The 24,773-nt window shown below is 60.0% G+C and carries 24 protein-coding genes; 9 read left to right on the forward strand and 15 right to left on the reverse strand.

Annotated elements, in window-relative coordinates; genetic code table 11:
- Positions 1-48 precede the first annotated feature (48 nt).
- The 6 genes from EOL43_RS13450 to EOL43_RS13475 are packed head-to-tail and all read right to left on the reverse strand — an operon-like array spanning position 49 to position 5,598.
- The gene (locus EOL43_RS13450) at positions 49-894 is read right to left on the reverse strand and encodes an ABC transporter permease (RefSeq protein ID WP_133489426.1); all 846 of its coding nucleotides are present in this window, start codon (positions 892-894) and stop codon (positions 49-51) included.
- Positions 891-1,826, reverse strand: coding sequence for an ABC transporter permease (locus EOL43_RS13455; protein WP_133489427.1), 936 nt, complete (start codon positions 1,824-1,826; stop codon positions 891-893). The genes EOL43_RS13450 and EOL43_RS13455 overlap by 4 nt, the downstream gene beginning before the upstream one ends.
- Positions 1,819-2,601 carry an ABC transporter ATP-binding protein gene (locus tag EOL43_RS13460; RefSeq protein ID WP_133489428.1) on the reverse strand — a complete coding sequence of 261 codons (783 nt, stop codon included), beginning with the start codon at positions 2,599-2,601 and terminating at the stop codon, positions 1,819-1,821. Before EOL43_RS13460 ends, EOL43_RS13455 begins: the two co-directional genes overlap by 8 nt.
- A 5-nt stretch (positions 2,602-2,606) precedes the next feature.
- The gene (hydA, locus tag EOL43_RS13465; RefSeq protein WP_133489429.1) at positions 2,607-4,061 is read right to left on the reverse strand and encodes a dihydropyrimidinase; all 1,455 of its coding nucleotides are present in this window, start codon (positions 4,059-4,061) and stop codon (positions 2,607-2,609) included.
- On the reverse strand, positions 4,058-4,354 hold the full coding sequence (locus EOL43_RS13470) for a hypothetical protein (RefSeq protein ID WP_133489430.1): 297 nt from the start codon (positions 4,352-4,354) through the stop codon (positions 4,058-4,060). The genes hydA and EOL43_RS13470 overlap by 4 nt, the downstream gene beginning before the upstream one ends.
- Positions 4,351-5,598, reverse strand: a complete 1,248-nt coding sequence (locus EOL43_RS13475; RefSeq protein WP_133489431.1) for a Zn-dependent hydrolase — start codon at positions 5,596-5,598, stop codon at positions 4,351-4,353. Before EOL43_RS13475 ends, EOL43_RS13470 begins: the two co-directional genes overlap by 4 nt.
- 205 nt (positions 5,599-5,803) lie before the next feature.
- Here EOL43_RS13475 and EOL43_RS13480 point away from each other — a divergent pair, with 205 nt between their 5' ends.
- Both EOL43_RS13480 and EOL43_RS13485 read left to right on the forward strand, forming a co-directional pair.
- Complete coding sequence (locus EOL43_RS13480) at positions 5,804-6,436, forward strand: TetR family transcriptional regulator C-terminal domain-containing protein (protein ID WP_133489432.1); 633 nt, start codon at positions 5,804-5,806, stop codon at positions 6,434-6,436.
- Positions 6,436-7,062, forward strand: coding sequence for a TetR family transcriptional regulator C-terminal domain-containing protein (locus tag EOL43_RS13485; protein WP_133489433.1), 627 nt, complete (start codon positions 6,436-6,438; stop codon positions 7,060-7,062). Before EOL43_RS13480 ends, EOL43_RS13485 begins: the two co-directional genes overlap by 1 nt.
- Here the strand turns inward: EOL43_RS13485 and EOL43_RS13490 are convergent.
- From EOL43_RS13490 to ychF, 4 genes are all read right to left on the reverse strand, one after another.
- The gene (locus EOL43_RS13490) at positions 7,043-7,993 is read right to left on the reverse strand and encodes a DMT family transporter (protein WP_240686558.1); all 951 of its coding nucleotides are present in this window, start codon (positions 7,991-7,993) and stop codon (positions 7,043-7,045) included. The two genes, EOL43_RS13485 and EOL43_RS13490, sit on opposite strands and share 20 nt — an antisense overlap.
- Positions 7,941-9,245, reverse strand: a complete 1,305-nt coding sequence (gene preA / locus EOL43_RS13495; RefSeq protein ID WP_133489434.1) for an NAD-dependent dihydropyrimidine dehydrogenase subunit PreA — start codon at positions 9,243-9,245, stop codon at positions 7,941-7,943. Before preA ends, EOL43_RS13490 begins: the two co-directional genes overlap by 53 nt.
- Complete coding sequence (locus tag EOL43_RS13500; protein WP_133489435.1) at positions 9,245-10,585, reverse strand: NAD(P)-dependent oxidoreductase; 1,341 nt, start codon at positions 10,583-10,585, stop codon at positions 9,245-9,247. The genes preA and EOL43_RS13500 overlap by 1 nt, the downstream gene beginning before the upstream one ends.
- A gap of 199 nt (positions 10,586-10,784) precedes the next feature.
- The gene (gene ychF, locus EOL43_RS13505) at positions 10,785-11,882 is read right to left on the reverse strand and encodes a redox-regulated ATPase YchF (protein WP_133489436.1); all 1,098 of its coding nucleotides are present in this window, start codon (positions 11,880-11,882) and stop codon (positions 10,785-10,787) included.
- 100 nt (positions 11,883-11,982) lie between these two features.
- Here ychF and EOL43_RS13510 point away from each other — a divergent pair, with 100 nt between their 5' ends.
- Complete coding sequence (locus EOL43_RS13510) at positions 11,983-12,399, forward strand: VOC family protein (protein WP_133489437.1); 417 nt, start codon at positions 11,983-11,985, stop codon at positions 12,397-12,399.
- Positions 12,400-12,458: 59 nt separating this feature from the next.
- Entirely contained in the window at positions 12,459-13,250 is a 792-nt protein-coding gene (gene trpA, locus EOL43_RS13515; protein WP_133489438.1) for a tryptophan synthase subunit alpha, read from the forward strand.
- A 6-nt stretch (positions 13,251-13,256) separates the two neighbouring features.
- Here the strand turns inward: trpA and EOL43_RS13520 are convergent, their stop codons facing one another.
- Positions 13,257-14,474: an NAD(P)/FAD-dependent oxidoreductase gene (locus tag EOL43_RS13520; protein WP_133489439.1), complete on the reverse strand. Its 1,218-nt coding sequence runs from the start codon at positions 14,472-14,474 to the stop codon at positions 13,257-13,259.
- A gap of 117 nt (positions 14,475-14,591) precedes the next feature.
- Complete coding sequence (locus EOL43_RS13525) at positions 14,592-15,098, reverse strand: DUF2478 domain-containing protein (protein WP_133489440.1); 507 nt, start codon at positions 15,096-15,098, stop codon at positions 14,592-14,594.
- 96 nt (positions 15,099-15,194) lie between these two features.
- Here EOL43_RS13525 and EOL43_RS13530 point away from each other — a divergent pair, with 96 nt between their 5' ends.
- Complete coding sequence (locus tag EOL43_RS13530; protein WP_133489441.1) at positions 15,195-16,058, forward strand: urea carboxylase-associated family protein; 864 nt, start codon at positions 15,195-15,197, stop codon at positions 16,056-16,058.
- 68 nt (positions 16,059-16,126) lie between these two features.
- Positions 16,127-17,560, forward strand: coding sequence for a cell envelope integrity protein CreD (creD, locus tag EOL43_RS13535; protein WP_133489442.1), 1,434 nt, complete (start codon positions 16,127-16,129; stop codon positions 17,558-17,560).
- Positions 17,561-17,611: 51 nt separating this feature from the next.
- Here the strand turns inward: creD and deoD are convergent, their stop codons facing one another.
- Positions 17,612-18,316, reverse strand: a complete 705-nt coding sequence (deoD, locus tag EOL43_RS13540; protein ID WP_133489443.1) for a purine-nucleoside phosphorylase — start codon at positions 18,314-18,316, stop codon at positions 17,612-17,614.
- 46 nt (positions 18,317-18,362) lie between these two features.
- On the opposite strand from deoD, the gene EOL43_RS13545 reads away from it, so the two are divergent.
- Positions 18,363-18,887: a DUF4329 domain-containing protein gene (locus tag EOL43_RS13545; RefSeq protein ID WP_133489444.1), complete on the forward strand. Its 525-nt coding sequence runs from the start codon at positions 18,363-18,365 to the stop codon at positions 18,885-18,887.
- A 22-nt stretch (positions 18,888-18,909) separates the two neighbouring features.
- Here the strand turns inward: EOL43_RS13545 and EOL43_RS13550 are convergent, their stop codons facing one another.
- Entirely contained in the window at positions 18,910-19,542 is a 633-nt protein-coding gene (locus EOL43_RS13550; RefSeq protein WP_133489445.1) for a CAP domain-containing protein, read from the reverse strand.
- A gap of 128 nt (positions 19,543-19,670) precedes the next feature.
- Positions 19,671-21,635 (reverse strand): protein meaA, encoded by a 1,965-nt coding sequence (locus tag EOL43_RS13555; RefSeq protein ID WP_133489446.1) that lies wholly within the window; start codon positions 21,633-21,635, stop codon positions 19,671-19,673.
- Between the two features lie 196 nt (positions 21,636-21,831).
- On the opposite strand from EOL43_RS13555, the gene EOL43_RS13560 reads away from it, so the two are divergent.
- Together EOL43_RS13560 and ccrA are read left to right on the forward strand one after the other, a co-directional pair.
- Positions 21,832-23,274, forward strand: coding sequence for a 1-acyl-sn-glycerol-3-phosphate acyltransferase (locus EOL43_RS13560; RefSeq protein WP_133489447.1), 1,443 nt, complete (start codon positions 21,832-21,834; stop codon positions 23,272-23,274).
- 173 nt (positions 23,275-23,447) lie between these two features.
- The gene (ccrA, locus tag EOL43_RS13565) at positions 23,448-24,737 is read left to right on the forward strand and encodes a crotonyl-CoA carboxylase/reductase (RefSeq protein WP_133489448.1); all 1,290 of its coding nucleotides are present in this window, start codon (positions 23,448-23,450) and stop codon (positions 24,735-24,737) included.
- Positions 24,738-24,773: the final 36 nt, after the last annotated feature.

Genomic DNA, 24,773 nt, shown 5'->3' on the forward strand with positions numbered 1-24,773 from the left:
CTCTCCTTGTTGAATTCTTTTTTAGTTTGGTTTTGCGGGCTGATTTGCTCAGCCTCGTTGTGATGGGTGCCAGAAGGTCACCTTTTTCTCGATAAATGCGACGATGCCGTAAAAGGCAGTGCCCGCAAGGGCGGCGACGACGATCTCGGCCCAGACCAGATCAATCGACAGGCTGCCGACACCTGTTGAAATTCGGAACCCCATCCCACGGGTGGGCGATCCAAAGTATTCAGCCACAATTGCCCCGATCAGGGCAAGCGTCGCGGCCACTTTCAGCCCGTTGAAGATAAAGGGCATGGCGGCAGGGATGCGCAGTTTAAGCAGCGTTTTGACGTAACCGGCAGCATAGGTTTTCATCAGGTCGCGCAGCATCGCATCGGTCTCGCGCAGGCCTTGCACGGTGTTCACCAGTACCGGGAAGAACACCATGACGACGACCACGGCGGCCTTGGATTGCCAGTCAAAGCCGAACCAGCTGACCAGAATGGGGGCGACGCCGACGATGGGCAGGGCCGCCACGAAGTTGCCGATGGGTAGAAGCCCGCGTGTCAGGAAGGGTGAGCGGTCGATCAGGATCGCGACGACGAAGGCCGCGAGCACGCCGAAGATATAGCCGCGCAACGCGCCTCTCAGGACGGTCTGAACGAAGTCCTCCCACAACATGCCGGTCGAGTTGACGAACCGATCCGCAACGGCGGACGGCGCAGGCAGAATTGCAGGCGAGATGGCGAAGGAGTGGACGACAGCCTCCCACAACACAACGATGGTCAGGCCAAACAGGATCGGCACGGTGTATCGCACCGCCGTCGTATCGGATAGACGCGAGCGGACCAGAGCGACATTGGTGCCCCAGGCGAACACCCAAAAGACAAGGGCAAGGATCATCCAGCTCATGTGCGCATCCCCATTTTGTTCAGCAGAACGTGCTGGATCCGGTCAATTAGTGTGACCAGCACGCCGGCAAGAATGGCCGCGGCAAACAGCGCTGCCCAGATCGCCAAGGGGGTTCCGAACTGATCCCCGATCAGGATCCGCGCGCCCAGCCCACTGATGGCCCCTGTCGGCAGTTCGCCCACGATGGCGCCAACCAGTGCGGCGGCGATGCCGATCTTCAGCGAGGTGAAAAGGTAGGGCAGGGAGGCGGGCACACGCAGTTTCAGAAACTGCTGCTGGCCCGAGGCCGAGTAGGTTTTCAGAAGGTCCAGCTGTTCAGCATTGGGGGCGCGCAGCCCTTTGATCATGCCGACCATGACCGGGAAGAAACACAGATAGGACGCGATCAGCGCTTTCGGAAAGCCGCGCCCCTCGATCCCGATTTGCGAGGACAGGACGATGATCATCGGGGCCAGCGCCACGATGGGCACGGCTTGCGAGATGATGGCCCACGGGACCAGCGACATTTCAAGCACGCGGGATTTCACCACCAACACGGCACCAAGGATGCCGACCGAGGTGCCCAGAAGGAAGCCCCAGAAGGTCGATTGCAGCGTGATCCACCCGTGATAGATCAGCGACCGTTTCGACCATGTGCGACCCTTCAGGACCATCGCACCCGTGGTCTTCCACAGCTCTTGGCCGACCTGTGTTGGGGTCGGCAGGCGCGGACGGTCCAGATCATAACCGCCCGCGATATGGCTGCGGTTGTTCAGAAGAAGCGACAGGGTCGAGGCTTCGCGCCGTTCGACGGCCTCGGCGGGGACGACGTCGCCACCAGCGCGGGCGGCCTGATCCAGCGTGACGCGGATGTTCATCGGTGCCACCGCCAGAAACCAGATCACTAGAATGCCGAACAGCACCGTCAGGACAGGAAACAGCGTTCTAGTCATAGGAATGCCCCGCGCGTAGTCCCTCGCGGACCCGGTGAGCGACGTCCAGAAATTCCTGCGTGTCTCGAATATCCAGCGGGCGTTCGGCGGGCAGGGGGCAGTCGATCACGTCGGAAATCCGGCCCGGACGAGGGGACATGACGACGATTTTGGTCGACAGATACACGGCCTCGGGGATTGAGTGGGTGACGAAGCAGATCGTCTTCTGCGTCTTGGCCCAAAGCTTCAGAAGCTGTTCGTTCAGGTGATCGCGCACGATTTCGTCCAACGCACCGAAGGGCTCGTCCATCAACAAGATGTCGGCGTCAAAGGCCAGCGCGCGGGCAATGGACGCCCGCTGCTGCATCCCGCCGGAAAGCTGCCACGGGAACTTTTTCTCGAACCCGGCCAGATCGACCAGCTCAAGCACGCGCTTGATCCGCTCGTCTTGCTCGGCCTTCGGATAGCCCATGATTTCCAGCGGCAGGCGCACATTGCGCCCGATGGTGCGCCACGGGTACAGCCCTGCGTGCTGGAAGACATAGCCATAGGCGCGCGAACGGCGGGCCTCGTGCGGGGTTACACCGTTAACGGTGATTTTCCCGCCGGTGGGCGTTTCCAGATCTGCCATGCAGCGCAGGAAGGTGGTTTTGCCACAGCCCGAGGGGCCGATGAAGCTGACAAAATCGCCTTTCTTGATGTCCAGCGACACGTCTTTCAACGCATGCACTGGCCCATCATTGGTCTGAAAGGTCAGATCAAGGTTCTCTGCCTTGATTACCGTATCCGAAGTCACGTGTTTTAAACTCCCGTTGCAGGAATGCCTGTCCGTTTGACAGGTTGAGGGGCTGTCAGTTCTTTCCACTTGGAAAGTGCGGTGTTGACGGTTGCATTTGGTTCGCGGGCGACAAATTCACCGTGGCCTTCCTGCGTGCGGATTTCCCCGTCATGCACGGCCACCTGACCACGAGTCAGGGTGAATCGCGGCAGGCCTTTAACCTCGTGCCCTTCGAAGACGTTGTAGTCGATGGCGGATTGCTGGGTGCCCGCCGTAATCGTTTTCGACTTCTCGGGATCCCAGACCACGAGGTCCGCATCGGCGCCGACCAGAACCGCCCCCTTGCGCGGGTAGCAGTTCAGGATTTTCGCGATGTTGGTCGAGGTCACAGCGACAAACTCGTTCATCGTCAGACGACCCGTGGCGACGCCGTGAGTCCACAGCATCGGCATCCGATCCTCAAGCCCGCCGGTCCCGTTGGGAATTTGGGTGAAGTCGCCCACGCCAAAGCGTTTCTGTTCGGTCGTGAAGGCGCAGTGGTCGGTGGCCACGACGGACAACGAGCCCGACTGCAGACCCGCCCACAGGCTGTCTTGGTGTTTCTGGTTGCGGAAGGGGGGCGACATCACGCGACGTGCGGCGTGGTCCCAATCTTTGTTGAAATATTCGCTTTCATCCAGCGTCAGGTGCTGGATCAGCGGCTCGCCCCAGACGCGTTTACCCTGCATACGGGCGCGGCGGATGGCTTCGTGGGCTTCCTCGCAAGAGACATGCACCACGTAAAGCGGCGCACCCGCCATATCGGCGATCATGATCGCGCGGTTGGTGGCCTCGCCTTCGACCTGAGAGGGGCGGGAATAGGCGTGTGCCTCGGGTCCGGTGTTGCCCTCGGCCAGCAGCTTGGCGGACAGCTCGGCGATTACATCGCCGTTTTCGGCATGGACCATCGGGGTCGCGCCCAGCTCGGCCAGACGGCTGAAAGACGAGTAAAGCTCGTCGTCATTTACCATCAGCGCGCCCTTATAGGCCAGGAAGTGCTTGAATGTGTTGATGCCGCGCTCCTGCACAACGGTCTGCATGTCGTTGAACACCTGCTCGCCCCACCAAGTCACCGCCATGTGGAACGAATAGTCACAATTAGCGCGGGTCGATTTGTTGTCCCACCGCTTCAGCGCGTCCAGCAGGCTTTCGCCTTGGTTGGGCAGGCAGAAATCAACCACCATCGTGGTGCCGCCCGCCAGACCGGCGCGCGTACCGCTTTCGAAATCATCCGACGAGTACGTGCCCATGAACGGCATTTCGAGGTGCACATGCGGGTCGATCCCGCCGGGCATGACATAGCAGCCAGTGGCATCGAGCACCTCGTCGCCCTTCAGGTTCGGCCCAATCTCGATGATCTTGCCGTTATCGATCAGGACGTCTGCCTTGTAGGTCAGATCTGCAGTGACGACGGTTCCGTTTTTGATGACTTTGGTCATTTGTTATCTCCCTGTTCAAGGCGCCCGATTTCCCAAGTGCCTTCGCGTTTCCACGCGTAATGGCCGAATTCAAGATCTCTCAAAAACTCAAGGCCTGGTTCCCATTCATAAAGATGTCCTAGTCCGACAATCTTTCCTTCACACTTTCCGTCTCGATGATTGAGGGCGCAAATAGCTTGCGGTCCATCCTCCTCGTTTGCGACGTAGTTCAGCTCTCGTTCGCGATTGAACACGCCTTCACACATAACCAAGGCCGTGTTGTTCGGAAGATCACCGAGTGTAGATTTGGTCACTCCACAATCTCCGCCGTTTCCAACACCGCGTGCAGCAACACATCCGTGCCAGCCGCGGCCCAGTCCTTCGAGATATCCTCGGCTTCGTTGTGGGACAGGCCGTCCACGCAGGGGCACATGATCATTGCGGTGGGTGCGACGTCGTTGATCCAGCAGGCGTCGTGGCCCGCGCCCGAGACGATATCCATGTGGCTATAGCCCAGCTCCTCCGCCGCATCGCGCACCGCTTTCACACAGGTCTCGTCAAAGGCGGGCGGGTCGAAGGTGCCGACCATTTCCCAGCTCATCTCAACCCCGATATCGGCGCAGAGCTTCGGCGCACGTTCATCAAACTCGGCAATCATCGCGTCGATCACCTCTTGCAAGTGCGAGCGGAAATCGACGGTGCAGACCACCTTGCCGGGGATGATGTTGCGCGAGTTCGGGTAGACGTCGATATGGCCGATGGCCCCCACCGCGTTGGGCTGGTGCTTCATCGCGATCTCGTGCACCAGTTCGGTGATCAGCGCCAAACCACGACCCGCGTTGATGCGCATATGCATGGGGGTCGAGCCGGTGTGGCTTTCCTTACCCGTGATGGTCACTTCCAGCCAGTTCAGGCCTTGACCATGGGTGACAACACCGATGTCCCTGCCCTCGGCTTCCAGAATGGGGCCTTGTTCGATGTGCAGCTCGAACATCGCATGCATCTTTCGGGCGCCGACCTCTTCATCGCCAACCCAGCCGATACGTTTCAGTTCGTCTCCGAACTTCTTGCCCTCGGCATCTTCGCGGTCGTACGCCCAGTCTTGCGTGTGCTTGCCCGCAAACACGCCGGACGCCAGCATGGCCGGCGCAAAGCGTGTGCCTTCTTCGTTGGTCCAGTTGGCGATGACAATCGGGTGTTTGGTTTTGACGTTCAGGTCATTCATCGTGCGGACGGCTTCCAGCCCGCCCAGCACGCCAAGCACGCCATCATACTTGCCGCCCGTCGGCTGCGTATCCAGATGCGAGCCCATATAGACGGGCAGGGCGTTCGGGTCCTCGCCGGGGCGGGTGGCAAACATGTTGCCCATCGTGTCGACGCCCATGGTCATACCGGCGGCTTCACACCATGTCTGAAACAGCGCGCGGCCTTCTGCGTCTTCGTCGGTCAACGTCTGGCGATTATTGCCGCCTGCAATGCCGGGGCCGATCTTGGCCATCTCCATCAGACTGTCCCACAGCCGATCCGGGTCAATCCGCAGGTTCTTGCGATTGGTCATATTCATCTCCCTTTGGGTACACATGAATGTGCATGTGGAATTTAGATTCCATCTTTCCCTCAGGCTGGCGGATTTCTGCACGATCGGTCAATGTTTTTCTGAACGATCGTGCGAATTGTTCTGTTTTCTGAGGAAATCTCGTGCGAAAAGGGAAAACACTGCGCGAAAGTTACGCAGAATTAAGGTGTGAAGTGTTGACGTAAGCATGGCGACAAAAGGCATTCAAAGCCGTAACAGGCAGGAAGTTACCGGGCGGATTCTTTCCGCCGCTGAACGTGTGTTCGCCGAGTTCGGATATGCGGGCGCTTCGATCAGTCGGATTGCGGCGCAAGCGGGCATTCCGAAATCCAACGTGGTCTATTACTTCGAGACCAAGGAACTGCTCTATCGTCGCGTGGTGGGCGAGATCTTTGACATCTGGCGCGCGGCGGCGGACAGCATCACTGTCGACAATGACCCGATTCAGGCGCTGGGCGACTATATCGACACGAAGCTCGATCTGGCGCGGACGCGGCCTTATGGCTCGAAGGTTTGGGCGAATGAGATTATTCAGCGCGCGCCCATCGTGCAGGACTATCTGGAAGACGAATTGCGGTCCTGGACCGAGGATCGGATCGTGGTGATCGAGGCGTGGATCGAACACGGAAAGATCCGCCCTATCAGTGCGCGCCATTTGCTCTATGCGATCTGGGCGACCACCCAGCACTATGCGGATTTTACCCATCAAATCACCACGCTGAACGAGGGCGTCGAGCTGACGAACCGCCAGTGGGACGAGACGAAGACGGCAGTGAAAGACCTGCTTCTGCGTGGCGTTGAAAAACACGGTGACGCGTAATGGCGCGAGCAGGGACCACAGCGCGCAAGACGCGCAATCAGATGGAGAAGCGGCAGGCGATTTTTGAGGCTGCTTTGGATGTATTCTCGGAAAAAGGCTTGCGGGGCGCGACGTTAGAGCAAGTCGCCAAGGCTGCCGGGCTGTCTAAGCAAAACGTGGTCTATTATTTCGCTGGCAAGGACGAGATTTACGCTGAGCTTCTGGAGAGCCTGCTGGAAAAATGGGTGCAGCCTCTGCATGACCTGACAGCGGATGGCGACCCTTTGGACGAGATTCTGACCTATGTTTCGCGCAAGGTTCAGATGTCACGCAACATGCCCCGCGAAAGCCGTTTGTTTGCGACTGAAATCCTGCACGGCGCTCCGCGTCTGGGCGAGGTGCTTCCGACGGATCTGAAGACCTTGGTCGACGAAAAAGCGGCCATCATTCAGGGCTGGATGGATGCTGGAAAACTGGCACCGCTCGACCCGCATCACTTGATCTTCTCGATCTGGGCGATGACGCAGCATTATGCCGATTTCGACGTGCAGGTGCGGTCCGTGTTGGGGCCCGAGCGCTCGGCCTCGCGGTTCGAGGATGCCGAGCAGTTCATCAAGGACATGCTGATCAGAACGCTTCGGCCCTAAGCAGCATCAGCAGCGCCAAAAGCGTGGCCAAGACCCCAAGTAGCAGCATCAGCGGCTGGGTTTTGCCATGCAGCAAAAGATCCCACAGCACGACCCAGCTGGGCACCAAATAGGTATAGGCCATGACCTTACCTGCGGGCAGGCGCTGGGCGGCGTATTGCAGCAGGAAGAAGGATCCGGCAGTGGCAGCGACGGCCAGATAGATGATCACCAGCCAGACGGCGGGGCGCAGCGCGGCATAGTCCGTCGCGATCAGGTCCGGGGCGCCATAGATCGCCGTGACGACGAGCGCGCCCAGAATGGTTCCGATCGAGGTCTGAACGGGTTTCACATCATGGGCCAATTTGCGGGCAAGCGCGGGGACCATCGCATGGGCGAAGGCGCCGACGGTGAACAAGGCCTCGCCAAACCCGATTTCAAACCTGAGAAGCGCGTTCAGATCGGCACGGAAAATGACCCAAATCGCGCCCATAGCGCCGATAGTTAGGGCCATTAGGGTCCAGCGGCTGGCGTATTGGCGCGCGATGACATAGCCGAAGCCAGCAGCCATCAGGGGCGTTAGGGTAAAGACAGCGGCGGTGGAGACGGCCGAGGTGACGCGCAGCGCTTCGAACATTGTGATGAAATAGATGGCCATCAGCGCACCCATCAGGCCGAAACGCCAAAAGCGGTGAAACACGGGCGCAATCGGCACCCGCATCACCTTGGCGACCGCCATCAACAGCAGCGCGGCCAAGGCAAAGCGCACGGTGGACAGCGCCGCTGGAGCCATGTCGCGGGCCACGATATGTCCAAAGGTGAAGGACAGCGACACCAGCATCGAAAAGCTGAGCATCGCCACATGGCCCTGCCACGCAGGCGGCAGGGCCGAGGGGTGCTTACTCCGCAGCGGTTGCGCTGGGGTTGTTGGGGTGGGTCGTCCAGTTTGCATACTCATCCGCAACAGGCTTTCCGGTCCGTTCATCCATGGCGCCGGGCGCGATGGTTTCCATCGTGATACAGCCTTCGACGGGGCAGACATTGACGCACAGGTTGCAGGCAACGCATTCGTCGTCTTTCACATCAAAGACACGGTCTTCGGACATGGTGATTGCCTGATGCGAGGTATCTTCGCAAGCAGCAAAGCAACGGCCACATTTGATGCAGTCCTCTTGGCTGATCCGTGCCTTGGTGACGTGGTTCAGGTTCAGATACTGCCAGTCGGTGACGTTCGGAACGGCACGGCCGACAATTTCATCAATCGAATTGTAACCCTGCTCGTCCATCCACTGGCTCAGGCCCGAGATCATCTCTTGCACCACTTTGAAACCATAGGTCATAGCGGCAGTACAGACCTGAACGTTGCCCGCGCCAAGCGCCATGAACTCTGCCGCATCGCGCCATGTGGTCACACCGCCAATGCCCGAGATGGGCAGACCATGCGTACCGGGGTTGCGGGCGATCTCGGCCACCATGTTCAGGGCAATAGGCTTCACCGCCGGACCGCAATAGCCGCCATGCGTGCCTTTGCCGTCGATCATGGGCTCGGGCGACATAGCGTCCAAGTTCACGGACGTGATCGAGTTGATCGTGTTGATCAGGCTGACCGCATCCGCGCCGCCATCCTTGGCGGCCTGCGCCGGGTGCAGGATGTTGGTGATGTTCGGCGTCAGTTTCACGATCACCGGCAGGTCGGTCGCGGCTTTACACCAGCGGGTGACCATCTCGATATATTCGGGAACCTGACCAACCGCGGATCCCATGCCGCGTTCGGCCATGCCGTGCGGACAACCGAAGTTTAGCTCAAACCCGTCACAGCCGGTTTCCGCGATACGCGGAATGATTTCCTTCCACGCGTCCTCTTCACAGGGCACCATGACCGAGGCGATCAGCGCGTGATCAGGATAATCCTTCTTTACGCGGGTCATTTCCTCAAGATTCACTGATAGCGGTCGGTCGGTGATCAGCTCGATATTGTTCAGACCCAGAAGGCGACGATCCGCGCCGTGAATGGCGCCATAGCGCGGGCCGTTCACATTGACGACGGGCGGGCCCTCGGCACCGAGGGTTTTCCAGACAACACCGCCCCAACCGGCCTCGAAAGCGCGGCGGACGTTGTATTCCTTGTCCGTGGGCGGGGCCGAAGCCAGCCAGAACGGGTTGGGAGATGAAATTCCAAGAAAGTTTGATGTCAGATCAGCCATTAGCGTGCTCCCATCAATGTAGCGTGAATATCCATGGCCGCATCGCGACCTTCGGCAACGGCGGTGACGGTCAGGTCATCCCCACCCGAGGCACAGTCGCCCCCGGCCCAGACGCCTGAAACGCTGCTGCGTTGCGCGTCATTGACCTTGATCTTGCCGCCCTCCAGGGTCAGCGCGTCGGGCGTATCGCCCAGCTTTTGACCGATGGCTTTGAATAGCTGATCAGCGGGCAGGGTGAAGGTCTCGTCCAGTGTGACCAGCTTGCCGTCTTGCGTTTCGGTATAGGCGAAAGTGACACCGGTCAGCGATCCATTGCCCTCGACGCCCACGGGGGTCGCGTTGCAGATCAGGGTGACCCCCTTCTGCTGTGCAAGCTCTTGTTCGAATGTCGAGGCCGCCATCGCCTCTTGCCCACGGCGATAGACGATGGTGACGTCTTCCGCGCCCAGAAGCTTTGCCTGTACGCCGGCGTCAATCGCGGTCATGCCGCCGCCGATGACGACGACGCGGCGACCGACGGGCAGGGCGGTTAGATCGGATGCCTGACGCAGATCTGAAATGAAATCAACGGCGTCCGAGACGTTGTCCTTGTCTTCGCCGTCCATGCCCAGAGCATTCACGGCGCTTAGACCCATGCCCAAGAAAACCGCGTCAAAGTCGCTTTGCAGTGCGCCCATGGTGATGCCGTCACCCAGCGATTGGCCATAGCGGATCTCAATTCCGCCGATGGAGAGAAGCCAGTTCAGCTCGCGCTGGGCGAAGTCGTTGGTGGATTTATAGGCGGCGATGCCGAACTCGTTCAGGCCGCCCCCTTTGGCGCGGGCTTCGAACACCACAACGTCGTGGCCCAGCATGGCCAGACGGTGCGCGCAGGACAGGCCCGCAGGTCCGGCACCAACGACAGCGACCGATTTGCCGGTCTTGTCAGCGCGGGCGAACGGATGCGTGTTGGACGCCATTAACGTGTCGGTGGCATAGCGCTGCAGGCGTCCGATTTCGACCGGCTTGCCTTCTGCGGTTTCACGCACGCAGACCTCTTCGCACAAGGTCTCGGTCGGGCAGACGCGGGCGCACATGCCGCCGAGGATGTTTTGGTTCAGGATGGTCTTCGCCGCTGCCTCGGGCGTGCCGGTGGCGATTTGCCGGATGAACAACGGAATGTCGATCGAGGTCGGGCAGGCGGTCATGCACGGTGCGTCGTGGCAGAAATAGCACCGATCCGCTGCGACAAGTGCCTCGTGCCCGTCATATTCCGGGTGAAGGTCGGTAAAGTTGTCGGCTACTTGCGTCGGGTCTAACCGCCCGGCTGCAACGCCGTTTTCCCTGTTGATATGTGCCATAGCTGGTTCCTTGGATTGGCTTTGGTGCAATCAGTAGGGCATAGAATCAAAAGTTTTACCAGATGGTAAAATTAATTTCTGTTCGCGAGGGCTGCCGCGTCTGCGCGGAAACAGGGGGCGCGGACACGAGTGCCCCGCCCGAAAACGAAAAAGCCGCGACGGGCTGTCGCGGCTTTAGCTGTTTGATTTTTAAGTCAGATCAGGCGTTGAACAGGAAGTGCAGAACGTCGCCATCCTTGACCATATAGCCCTTGCCCTCGGCGCGCATTTTGCCGGCTTCTTTCGCCGGGCCTTCGCCGCCCAGCTCGACGTAATCGTCATAGGCGATGGTCTCGGCCCGGATGAAACCACGCTCGAAATCGCCGTGAATCACGCCGGCTGCCTGCGGGGCCATGGTGCCCTCGCGGATGGTCCAGGCGCGGGCTTCTTTCGGGCCGACGGTGAAGTAGGTTTCCAGATGCAGAAGCTCGTAACCGGCGCGGATCAGGCGATCCAAACCGGCCTCGGTCAGGCCCAGCTCTTCCAGGAACATTTCTTGTTCCTCTTCGTCCAGCTGGCTGATTTCTTCTTCGATCTTGGCCGAGATCACCACGGATGCGGCGCCCTGGGCGGCCGCCATCTCTTCCACGGCCTTCGAATAGGCGTTGCCGGTGGCCGCGTCGCTTTCATCGGCGTTGCAGACATAAAGGATCTTCTTGGTGGTCAGAAGCTGCAGCATCTTCCATGCTTTCTTATCCTCTTCATCCACCTCGACAGTGCGGGCAGGTTGGCCGTTTTCCAGCACTTCTTGCGCGGCAGCCAGAAGGCGGTCCTGCTGCTGGGCGTCCTTGTCGTTGCCCTTCAGTTTGCGCACCAGACCGGCGCGGCGCTTTTCGATGCTTTCCAGATCGGCCAGCATCAGCTCGGTCTCGATCACCTCGGCGTCTTCGACCGGGTTCACGCGGCCATCAACGTGGGTCACGTCGCCGTCGTCAAAGCAGCGCAGTACGTGGGCGATTGCGTCGGTTTCGCGGATGTTGGCCAGAAACTGGTTGCCCAGACCTTCGCCCTTCGAGGCACCCTTCACCAGACCGGCAATGTCCACAAAGGTCATGCGGGCGGGAATGATCTCTTTCGACTTTGCAATCGCGGCCAGTTTGTCCAGACGCGGGTCCGGCACGTTAACTTCGCCCGTATTGGGTTCAATGGTGCAGAAGGGGAAGTTGGCGGCCTGCGCGGCGGCCGTTTTGGTCAGTGCGTTGAACAGGGTCGATTTGCCCACATTCGGCAGACCCACGATACCCATCTTGAAACCCATCTCGGCCTCCGTCGTTGAAATACTCGCGCGTTCTAGGGCTTTGACAGGCTGGGCGCAAGCGTGGTCCACTGGGAAGGCATGAATTGGAGGAGGATGACGTATGCAACCTATTCCCTATGTGTTTTTCAAAGACCAAGCCCGCGCCGCCATGACCCGCTATGGCGAGGTGTTCAGCACCACGCCCGAGATCATGTCGTTCAAGGATATGCCCGAAGAAGATCGCGCCCAGATGCCGGGCGTGCCGGATAATGCAGTAATGCACGCTGGGCTGGCCATCGGAGACGGTTGGCTGTTTGCCAGTGACGATCCATCCGGCGAGACACCTGCGATGGCGGGCTGCAACGTCTGTGTGTCCTTGGCAGGCGATGACGAAACCCGCCGCGTGTTCGACGCCTTGGCCGAGGGCGGCGAGGTGCGCATGCCCTTGTCCCCGATGTTCTGGACGTCCCTTTTCGGCACATTGACCGACAAGTTCGGGGTGCGCTGGATGATCATGGCGGACAGTGATTATCAGTGAGCCATTGATTTTCCTGTCCCGCTTGGGCAAACCGGGCGGGACCAAGAAGGGGATCACGCATGACTCGCATTGACGCCAAATTTGCCGCGCTTAAGGAAAAGGGCCAGAAAGCCTTTGTCGCATATATCATGGGCGGTGATCCCGATGTGGAAACCTCGCTTGAGGTGATGAAAGGTTTGCCTGCGGCTGGCGTGGACGTGATCGAGTTGGGCGTGCCCTTCACCGATCCGATGGCAGATGGTCCGACCATTCAGCTGGCCGGTCAGCGTGCGCTGGAAGGCGGCATGACCCTGCAAAAGACGCTGGATATGGCCGCCGAGTTCCGCAAGGAAGACGACACCACACCGATCGTGCTGATGGGCTACTACAATCCGATCTATAATCGTGGCGTGGATCAGTTTCTGGTCGATGCCAAAGCCGCCGGCGTCGATGGCCTGATCGTCGTGGACCTGCCCCCGGAAGAGGATGAGGAACTGTGCATCCCGGCACAGAAAGCGGGTTTGAACTTCATCCGTCTGGCGACCCCGACCACCGATGACAAACGACTGCCCAAAGTGCTGCAGAACACCTCGGGCTTTGTTTATTACGTCTCGGTAACCGGCGTGACCGGCTCGGCCGAGGCGCAGGCCGGCAATGTTGGCCCGGAAGTCGCCCGCATTAAAGCGGCAACCGATATTCCGGTGATCGTCGGCTTCGGCGTCAACACCCCCGAAAAGGCCGAGGCGATTGCAAGCGTGGCAGACGGCACCGTGGTCGGATCGGCCATCGTGTCGAAAATCGGCGCGGGCGAGCCGGTGGCCGATATTCTGGCCTTCGTGAAGACCTTGGCCGACGGCGCACACCGCGGCTAATGGTGATCAGATCACGGCGCTCTCGCCAAAGGGGGTGCCGCTGACGATCCGTTCATACCCAAAAGGTGACAGGTCCATGCTGCGATAGCTGCCATGGACGATCAGCTCGGCCAACCCGCGTCCCATGGCCGGAGCCTGTTGCAGCCCGTGGCCTGAGAACCCATTGATAAAGTGGAAGTTTTCCAGGTCTGGGTGCGGGCCAAGAATGGCGTTCTGATCCAGAGTGTTATAAGCATAATGCCCCGCCCATTCAGTGACGATCTTCAACGCCTCGAACTGAGGGATGCGGGTGGCGACATGCGGCCAGACATGGGTCTCCCAGATGCTGTGATCCATGTGGAAATCGTCGGGCGCGACGGCGATGTCGTCATGGGGGGCTGCGCCGACCATATAGGTTTCCGGCCCGTCCTGACGAACATGGATGCCGCTGGGGTCAACGGTCAGGGGCAGGGGGCGGTCCAGCGGGTTGGCCGCGCTGAACACCCAAGTGAAGCGCTTGCGCGGCTCGATCGGGACGTCCAGCCCAGCCATTTTCGACAGGAACGCAGCCCGCGGCCCAGCCGCATTCACCAACTGGCCGCATCCGATTTGCGTGCCATCCGAAAGCGTGACCGAGGTGGCGCGGGCACCGTTTGAATGAATGCCCGTGACCTCGCCCGACAGGTATTCCACTCCGGCCTCGATGGCTTTACGGCGGAACCAATCGAACAAGGCACCTCCGTCCCAATAGCCTTCGTCGACCGCGCCGTGGCTACCCAAAATGATGTCTTCCAGATCGTAGAACGGATAGGCCTCGGCCAGCTCATCACGGGTCAGGATACGCGTGCCAGCGCCAAGCGCCGCCTGCATGGCCTGCGCGGCTTTCAGTTCCTCGGCGCGCGCTTCGGTATCCGCTAGATAGAGATAGCCAAAATCCTGCACGGCGATGTTTTCGATCCGCTCGTCCCCGCCCATGTTGGCGCGCAGGTCTTTGATGAACTGAAGTGTGAATTGTGAAATCTTGACGTTCAATGCTTCAGAGAACTGCTGCCGAATGCAGGAATTTGTATGGGCGGTCGAGCATTGTGCAAAGCTGGGATCGCGTTCGATCACTAGTACACGCCCATCGAAATCAGCATTTTGCGATAACCACCACGCGACCGACGATCCCATGATGGCGCCCCCGACAATCACGACGTCATAGGTGCTGTGCTTGGGCTGCGTGTGAAAAGACCGCTGGTTCACGGAAGGCTCCTGTCGATGTGGTGAGGTCAGCGCGGCGTGCCACGCGTCAGGGGCACGTTAGCGCCGGGCCATGCGTGTGGAAAGACCTGTGTTCGGCAATTTTCGCCGCGCGTCAGATCACGCGCGGTCGGTCGCGGACAGCGCCCACGCCATCACCGCGTCATGCTCGGGCGCGATCTCTTCGGCTTCACCGACGAAGGCCATGAACGCGTCGCGCGATCCTTCGCTCAGACCGATGATGGCCGGGATGTCTTGCGCCAGGGCTTGACCCACGGCTTCGCGAAAGCCGCGCCCTTCGGCCTCTTGCTTGCCAAATTTATTGACGATCAACAGGTCTGCGCCGTCGCGCAGTCGTTCTTCTGTTTGGCCGACGGCAGTTTCCAGCGCTTCTGGGTTCAGTTTGCAGCCGCGCGCATCGGCGCCAAGATACTGGCTGATGCGGATTTTCGGCCCGTCGGGCAGTACCAACACGTCCATATCGCAGTGATGTTCCTCGGCACGTTCGGTGTCCAGCTGCACAGTGCCGCATAGCTTCAGACCTTTGTCACCCAATGCCTCGGCCACGCCAGCCAGCAGAAGGTTCGTCGTGCCCCGACCGGGCGCAATTACATATGCAAGTTTCATCGGCTGCTCCCTTTGGAACTGACTTGGCAATCCTGAGGGGGCTTGTCAATTGCGCGGAACGCATGTCTTCATGCGATCAGACAATCGGAGAGTTCCATGAAACCCCAGATCCCCGCGCACGTCGCCCCCGCAGATGCCGATGCCCGCAAGGCGGTGAAGCCCGTCATCTGTTACCCGGTCGACAGTCTGCAGGCGCCTGATTTGGAGCTGTACCAAGCCGCGCGCGCGACGGCGCAGAAGGTGGATGAGGTTCTGATTCCCGCCCGCGATGCGCGCACATTCAGCGTGCCCGCCGGACAGTTTTTTCGCATCTCCTCGGTCGAGGGGCCGCAGGTGGGGGATTTGAACCTGTGGAACGCGGATGACCTGAGTGAGCGGTTTTATTCCGGCAAGACCCGCGCCCTGCACGGCACGCATTTGTCGGTTTCGGACCGGATGTGGACCAGCTTTCCCGCCATGCGCCCGATGGCGACCATCATCGACGACACGCTGGATTGGTATGGGTTCGACGAGTTCGGAGGTTCCGTCCACGATGTGATCGGCACGCGCTGCGATCCCTACACCAACAACCTGTTGTCAGGCGGGCAGTATCACCACTGCTGCCATTCCAACCTAACCCGCGCCTTGGCCGACCATCTGGGCTGTTCGCTGGACGCGGCACAGCCGCATGTGCATGACGTGTTGAACGTCTTTATGTGCACCGGCTTCACCCGCGATACTGGCCAGTATTTCATGAAAGCCAGCCCGGTGCGTCCCGGTGACTACCTTGAATTCTTTGCGGAAATCAATCTTCTGGGCGCGCTCAGCGCCTGTCCCGGCGGGGACTGCTCGGACGAGCATAGCTCGGACAGTGCGGCATGCCACCCGCTGCTGGTTGAAGTGTTTGCCCCTCAAGATGGCGCGCTGGGGGATTGGCAGTCTCCGCCGGTGAACGGCTATGACCAAAGCCACGGGCGCTAAGGAAATCCCCAACTTGCATATCGCCCCTCAACCCATAGTGTAGAGGTGTATTGTATAAGGAGTGTGCCATGCGATCCCTCGGCTGGCGTTTCATAATCGTAGGCGTTTTGTGCCTTGTGATGTTCATCCCCCTGATGATGGTGTCGGATATCGTGAACTCCCGGCGTCACTATTCCGAAGACACGATCCGGTCGGTCGGGCAGGAATGGGGCGGCGAACAGACCATTTCCGGCCCGAAAGTGGTGATCCCGGTGAAGGCACGGGTCACCGTGACCGAGCTTCACAATGTGATCGACGAAGCCACCGGGCTTGTCATGCGCGACAAGGAAACGGGTGAGAACCTGCAAAAATTGGTCGAGGTTGAACGGATCGAGACCCGCGAGCCGCTCCATGTCTATCCGGATGTGTTCGGCGTCCAGATCACGACGGAAACCCAGATGCGCCATCGCGGGATTTTTCAGGTCCCGGTCTACAAGGCGCAGGCCAACATCGCGACCGAGTTCCCGTTTGACCGGGTCGAGGCGCAGTTGGAAGAGGACGAATTCGCCGTGTGGGAGGAAGCAAGCTTGCGCCTCTCGGTCAGCTCGAACCGCGCGCTGCGGGGCGAGGCGCGCCTGACTGCAGATGGGCAAGAGATTTTGATGGAGCCGCTGGGCGAGGCCGCGGGCCTGATCGCAGCCCTGCCGGGAGGGAAGGCGCAGACAAAATTTGATCTGGTGCTTGGGCTGAATGGAGCCGCCCAGCTGCGCGTGGCCCCAGTGGGGCGGATCTCGACGGTCGAGATGAACAGCGACTGGCCCGACCCCAGTTTTGGCGGGGCGTTCCTGCCAGATGGGTCCGAAATTTCCGAAACCGGCTTCCAAGCCAAGTGGACCATCCCGCATCTGGCCCGCAGCCTGCCGCAGATCTCGCGTCAGGACTACGAGCAAACCGCGCGCAGAAGCACCGCATTCGGCGTCAGCTTCTACCAACCCAATGATTTCTATCAGAAAGCCTGGCGCGCGGCGCGCTATGGAATTCTGTTCGTGTCGCTGACTTTCCTGACGGTGCTGCTGATGGATATGCAAAGCAGAAAGCCGGTGCACCCGGTGCAATACCTGCTGATCGGCTTGTCTCAGGCGGTGTTTACCCTGCTGATGTTGGCCTATGCCGAGCAGGTGGGCTTTACCCCCGCCTATGTCGGATCGGCAGCGGCTTTGATCCTATTGCTCTTAATGTTCGGCAAGTTCGCTTTGAAGCTTGGATCCCGCACATGGGTCTTGGGTGGGATGCTGGTGCTGCTTTATGCAGTGCTCTACCTGATCCTCTATTCCACCGACTACGCGCTTCTGGCCGGGGCCACGCTGGCCTTCGTGGCGATCGGCGCGACCATGTACGCCACAAGGAACGAGGAATGGTACGGCGAGGAAGGGCCGGGGCCGGGGCTGTTTGCCCGGCGCGCGGCCAAGAAGGCGGAAAAGCCGGTGGCACCGCCGCCCGCCGAACCAAAACCGGGAAGCTAAAACGACAAGAGGCGCCGAACGGCGCCTCTTTTCTTTTGGGGTAGGGGTGGATCAGGCGAAGGCCGCTTCAAGCGCGATTTCGACCATGTCGCCAAAGGTCTTCTCGCGTTGGTCCGAGGGCAGCGCCTCGCCCGTTTGCAGGTGATCGGAGACGGTCATGATCCCCAGCGCCCGCACGCCATAGCGATTGGCCAGCGTGTACAGCTCGGCGGCTTCCATCTCGACCCCCAGAATGCCGTGGCGAGTCATTTCCTTGTTCAGGTCGGGACGTTCGTCATAAAATGTGTCGGACGAATAGATCCCACCCACATGCACGCCAACTTCGCGGCCACGCGCTGCGGCAACGGCAGCTTCAAGCAGGCCGTAATCAGCGCAGGGCGAATAGTTCAGCTCGCGGAAAATGGTGTTCGACGGGGTGCCCACGGTGGTGCAGGTCATGGCAATCACCACGTCGCGGACCTTTACATGCGGTTGCATGCCCCCGCAGGACCCGATGCGGATCAGCGTTTTGGCACCATAATCCCGGATCAGCTCGTTCGCGTAAATCGAGATCGACGGCATCCCCATGCCCGATCCCTGAATGGTCACGCGGTTGCCTTTGTAGGTGCCGGTAAAGCCCAGCATCCCGCGCACTTCGTTGACCAGCTCGGCCCCTTCAAGGAAGGTCTCGGCGGCCCAGCGAGCGCGATAGGGATCGCCCGGCATCAGAACGGTTTCAGCGATTTGGCCTTTCTCGGCCCCAATATGGACGGTCATGGTCGGCTCCTATAATCAGTAAGGGTCGCAGGCAAAGGAGAGCCCCGTGCGCTGGATCGTATTACCATTCTTTATCGTGCCAAGTCTGACCCATGCGCAAGAGGCAGCCGAGGTGACGCTGGTGAAACAGGTCTTCGCCGAGCTTCAGCCAAAGTCCATCCGCTGGAACCGCGAGTATTGCGGATATATCGGCTATGACGCCGACGGCACCCTTGCGGCGTCACGCCCGACACCGGGAAAGCGGGATGCCTGTCTGCCTGACGATCCAGAGGACCTTCAGACCATTGTGGCCTCGTATCACACTCACGGCGCCTTCTCGACCGACTACGCGAACGAGGTGCCGTCGGGCGAGGATATGGAAGGCGACGAGGACGAGGGGATCGATGGCTGGGTCGCCACGCCGGGCGGGCGGCTTTGGTATATTGACACGGAAGACATGGTGACCACGCAGATTTGTGGGATCGGATGTCTGCCGATGGACGATGAGTTTCAGTCAGGTGACATGGGGCATATCGCCCAAAGCTATAGCTATGAGGCGTTGGTCAAAAAGCTGGAAGATGGGGGCGTCTGAGGACACTCAGCGGACGCCGACCCTAGTTGCGCTGAGGCTTGCCTGCCGGGTCTTTCGCATCCCCGAACCAGATCGACCAGAACGTCCGGTACTGTCCCTGCACTTTGGCGCGGCCAAAGCCAATCCCGACCGAGCGCCACGTCTTTCGCCGCCACATGCCTTCGTTCAGGATGACCTTGCGGTGATTGGGCGAATTCAGGAAGCCCCGGATCACGACCTCGGGGTCGCTATAGCCCCACGCGGTGATTTCATAGCCGTTCTTGCGGTACCGCGTGCGCAGGCGTTTGGGCGCATCCCACATGGCTTTCGGGGCGCGGTGATTGGAATAGTAGGGCTTGTCGCTCCAACTGTGGGTATTCGTGCCCGGGATGGGGCCGCCGCGCGGCGCGATATTGCGGGTGAAATCCTCGACATGACGACCGGCGACCAGGGTCAGGCTGGACGAGAGTGGGATCGCAGGAAGTCCGCGCTTTGCGCGCTCGCGCATCAGAATGTCATAGGCCTGTTTTTCAATGTCACTCAGGTGATCATTCGGGGTCGGCTTATAATAATTGAATGACCCGGCTTTCGAGCTAACCAAGATCGGGTCACCCGCCAAAGCGGGTGACTGAAGGGCGAACAGGCCCAGAGCTGCTGTCAGAAGAAGCTGTTTCATATGGACACTCGCCTTTGGTTGAACACAACGCACTACTTTCACGAGATTTACCCGCGAAATGAGGCCGAATTCTGCGCCGAATGGTGCAAAATCGCGTCAATTGTTTCCAATGCGAGCTAGTGCGCGTCTTACTCTGCAGCGATGTCCTTGGGGGCCACCAGCGTCACGATGTCTTCCATGATCGTGTTCAGCTCGAAGTCCTTCGGGGTATAGACCTTGGCCACACCCATGGCACGCAGACGCTCGGCGTCTTCGTCCGGGATGATGCCACCGGCCACCACGGGAACGTGACCCAGACCAGCGTCTTTCATGCGCTCCATCAGCTCTTCCAGCAGCGGGATGTGGCTGCCCGACAGGATCGACAGGCCAACAACATGTGCCTTGGTTTCCTGTGCCGATGCCACCAGCTCTTCCGGGGTCAGGCGGATGCCTTCGTAGGTGATGTCCATGCCGCAATCGCGCGCGCGGGCGGCGATCTGTTCGGCCCCGTTCGAGTGTCCGTCCAGGCCCGGTTTGCCCACCAAGAAGGTCAGGCGACGGCCCAAGGCGTCCGACACGGCGTCGACGCGCGAACGGATCTCGTCCAGCCCTTCGGTGCGGTTCGAGGGGTTCTTCGACACGCCGGTTGGTGCGCGATACTGGCCAAAGGTCTGGCGCATCACTTCGCCCCATTCGCCGGTGGTCACGCCCGCTTTGGCAGCGGCGATCGACGAGGGCATGATGTTCTCGCCCGACTTGGCGGCGGCGCGCAGGTTGTTCAGAGCCTCTTGAACGGCGGCGTCGTCGCGGTCCGCACGCCACTGTTCCAGACGCGCGATCTGATCGGCTTCGGCCTCTTTGTCGGCCACCATGATGGCGCCGTCACCTGCGGTCAGCGGGCTTTCGGCGGCCTCGGTCCATTTGTTCACACCGACCACAGTGGTGTCGCCAACTTCGATCTTGCCGATGCGGGCGGCGTTGGATTCCACCAGACGCGACTTCATGTATTCGATGGCGGCAACCGCGCCACCCATGCCGTCAATCTGGGCAAGCTCAGCGCGTGCGCCGACTTTCAGCTCGGCCACTTTGCGTTCCACGGCGGGGTTTTCGTCAAAGAGGTCGTCGAATTCCAACAGGTCGGTCTCGTAGGCCAGAATCTGCTGCATACGCAGCGACCACTGCTGATCCCACGGACGGGGCAGGCCAAGCGCTTCGTTCCATGCGGGCAGCTGTACTGCACGGGCGCGGGCGTTTTTCGACAGCGTCACCGCCAGCATTTCGATCAAGATACGGTAGACGTTGTTTTCCGGCTGCTGCTCGGTCAGACCAAGCGAGTTCACCTGAACGCCATAACGGAAGCGGCGGAATTTCGGGTCTTCAACGCCGTAACGCTCGCGGGTGATTTCGTCCCACAGCTCGACAAAGGCGCGCATTTTGCACATCTCGGTCACAAAACGGATGCCGGCGTTCACGAAGAACGAGATACGGCCGACCATGGCGGGGAACGCCTCGGCGGGCACTTTTTCTTTCAGGTCATCCAGAACGGCAATGGCTGTGGCCAGTGCGAACGCCAGCTCCTCCTCTGGCGTCGCACCGGCTTCCTGCAGGTGATAGGAACACACGTTCATCGGGTTCCATTTCGGCAGGTGCTCGCGCGTATAGGCAGCAACGTCGGTGATCATGCGCAGCGACGGCTTCGGCGGACATACATATGTGCCGCGCGACAGGTATTCTTTGATGATGTCGTTCTGAACGGTGCCTTGCAGCTTCGAGATATCCGCGCCTTGCTCTTCCGCGGCCGCAATATAAAGCGACAGCAGCCAAGGGGCCGTGGCGTTGATCGTCATCGAGGTGTTCATCTGCTCAAGCGGGATGTCGTTGAACAGGGTGCGCATGTCGCCCAAGTGGCTGAGCGGGACGCCCACCTTGCCCACTTCACCGCGCGACAGTTTGTGGTCGCTGTCATAGCCCGTCTGGGTCGGCAAATCGAACGCGACCGACAGACCGGTCTGACCTTTGGCCAGATTGGTGCGGTACAGTTCGTTCGAGGCCTTTGCGGTCGAGTGACCGGCATAGGTGCGGAAAAGCCAGGGGCGGATGGTATTCGAGGACATGGCAGAGACTCACCTTATGTTGCGCTGCAGCATTTTTAGTTGCGCAAGAAAATTACGCAAGGGGTAAAATGAAGGGAATAAAGTTACGTGGGGTGGCGCGCGCTGGGCGGCGCCCTCGTCAGTTGTAGCTTTGATGCCCGTTTGATTGGCGTCGCGCCTTCTTTACCTTTCCGAAAAATGGTGAGAAGGCTTGAGCATGACGCGCGTTGTGGAACTTCCTCTGTGGTTGCTTGTGTTGATCCTGGCCTTTGCCACGGTGACTTTCGCGTCGCATTTCCTATTCCCTTCCGTGCGTTGGTTCTTTCGTAAGCGGCTAGAGCGCGCGGTTGCCCGGTTGAACGAACGGCTGGAGCGTCCGATCGAGCCGTTCAAGCTGGCCCGGCGCTATGACATGGTGCAGCGCTTGTCCTATGATCCGGAAGTGGCCAAAGCCATTGTAGAGCACGCGCGCAAGGCGGGCATTCCCGAACAGGTGGCGTTTGAGAAAGCCCAGCGTTACGCGCGCGAAATCGTGCCGCGGTTTTCGGCCACCGCCTATTTTGGCTTCGGGATTCGGCTGGCTAAACTTCTGTCGCGCGCCTTCTATCGGGTGCGTCTTGGCGCCTTTGACGAGGCACGGCTGGGCGAGATCGACCCGGACGCCACAGTGATCTTCGTGATGAACCACCGGTCGAACATGGACTATGTCCTGGTCACCTGGTTGGCTGCCGAACGCTCGCACCTGTCCTATGCGGTGGGCGAATGGGCGCGGGTCTGGCCCCTGCGCACACTGATCCGGTCGATGGGCGCGTATTTCATCCGGCGCAAAAGTCGCAACAACCTCTATCGTAAAGTGCTGTCGCGCTATGTGCGCATGGCGACGGACGGGGGCGTGACGCAAGCCATGTTCCCAGAAGGCGGGCTAAGCCTGAATGGCGAGGTCGGCGCACCCAAGCTGGGGCTGCTTAGCTATATTGTGCAGGACTTCGTACCGGGCGAAAGCCGCAACGTTGTCTTCATCCCGGTTGCGATGAACTATGACCGGGTGCTGGAAGACCGCGTGTTGGTGTCTGCGGATATCAAGGGTACCCGACGTTTTGGGCTGCGGTTCAAATATGTGGCGCGCCATGTGGGGCGGCATCTGTGGCAGCGGGTCACGGGGCGGTTTTTCCGCTTTGGCTATGCCTCGGTGTCCTTTGGCGATCCTGTGTCGCTGGTCGACTTTCTGGACGGGAACCCGCCGGAAGACATGTTGGAACCTCTTGGCGACACGCTGATGGCGCGAATTCGCGACGTTGTGCCTGTACTGCCTGTGCCCGTGGTTTCGGCCATATTGCTGGAAGGTGACGGTCAGACCCGCGCCGAAATCGTGGCGCGCTTCGATGCGCTGGTCACCGCGATGGAGGCGGACGGTGCCCATGTTCATATCCCGCGCGGTGACATGTCCTATGCCGCCGAGGTGGGGCTGCGCGAGCTGATGATCCGGAAGATCATTGTCGAAGAGGGCAACGGCGACGCGGCCAAGTTCCATGTGCATCGCCCCGACCGTCTGATCTTGGCCTACTATGCGAACTCGATTGCGCATCTCAGCACGGAATTGGCGCCCATCCATATTTCGGACCTGACCCCGGCCGAGGTCGCAGACGCCTCTGTGCTATAATGCGTGCGGGTCGCGCCGCTTGACGTTAAGGTCAAATCGAGCGCGACATAAAATTACAAAAAATTGCCAATTGGTGTTGCAATCTTACTTTTAGAAAAGTAATGCTGCACTAGCAGCCGCAATTCTGCACTGCGGCAATAGAATCAGAGAACACGCGTAAACAGGAGGCCGCCATGGCTTTGGACACACAAACTGGCATCGCCGAATATGATGCTCCGAAGAAAGATCTTTACGAGATCGGTGAAATGCCCCCGCTGGGCCACGTTCCCGCTCAGATGTATGCATGGGCAATCCGCCGTGACCGTCAGGGTGAACCGAACAAGGCCATGCAGGTCGAGGTCGTAGACACCCCCAAGCTGGACAGCCACGAAGTGCTGGTTCTGGTGATGGCCGCTGGCGTGAACTACAACGGCATCTGGGCCGGTCTGGGCGTTCCGGTCAGCATGTTCGACGTACACAAGCAGGACTATCACATCGCAGGTTCGGATGCCTCGGGCATCGTGTGGGCCGTGGGCGACAAGGTGAAGAACTGGAAAGTCGGCGACGAGGTTGTCATCCACTGTAACCAGGATGACGGTGACGACGAAGAATGTAACGGCGGTGACCCGATGTATTCGTCCAGCCAGCGTATCTGGGGCTATGAAACCCCCGATGGCTCGTTCGCTCAGTTCACCCGCGTTCAGGCACAGCAGCTGCTGCACCGCCCCAAGCACCTGACCTGGGAAGAAAGCGCCTGCTACACGCTGACGCTGGCGACTGCCTACCGCATGCTGTTCGGCCACCACCCGCATGAACTGAAGCCCGGTCAGAACGTTCTGGTTTGGGGTGCTTCGGGCGGCCTGGGGTCCTACGCAATCCAGCTGATCAACGCAGCAGGCGGCAACGCCATCGGTGTGATCTCGGACGAAAGCAAGCGTGACTTCGTGATGGGTCTGGGCGCCAAAGGCGTGATCAACCGCAAAGACTTCAGCTGCTGGGGCCAACTGCCCACCGTGAACACGCCGGAATACGACGTGTGGTTCAAAGAAGCCCGCCGCTTTGGTAAGGCCATCTGGGACATCACCGGCAAAGGCAACAACGTGGACATCGTGTTCGAACACCCCGGTGAGTCGACCTTCCCGGTCTCGAACCTGGTCTGTAAGAAGGGCGGCATGGTTGTCATCTGCGCCGGCACCACCGGCTTCAACTGTACCTTCGACGTTCGCTACACCTGGATGCACCAGAAGCGTCTGCAGGGCTCGCACTTCGCGCACCTGAAGCAGGCCGCTGCTGCCAACAAGCTGATGATCGAGCGCCGCATCGACCCCTACATGTCGGAAGTGTTCCCGTGGGCTGAAATCCCGGACGCGCACATGAAGATGTACAAGAACGAACACAAGCCGGGCAACATGTCGGTGCTGGTTCAGTCGCCGAAAACCGGCCTGCGGACCTTCGAAGACGCTCTGGAAGCCGGCCCTAAATAAGCCGCAATTTCCACCCAATTACGCCAGCCCGCTGCC

The sequence above is a fragment of the Aliiroseovarius marinus genome (assembly GCF_004360145.1).
Taxonomy (GTDB): Bacteria; Pseudomonadota; Alphaproteobacteria; order Rhodobacterales; family Rhodobacteraceae; genus Aliiroseovarius; species Aliiroseovarius marinus.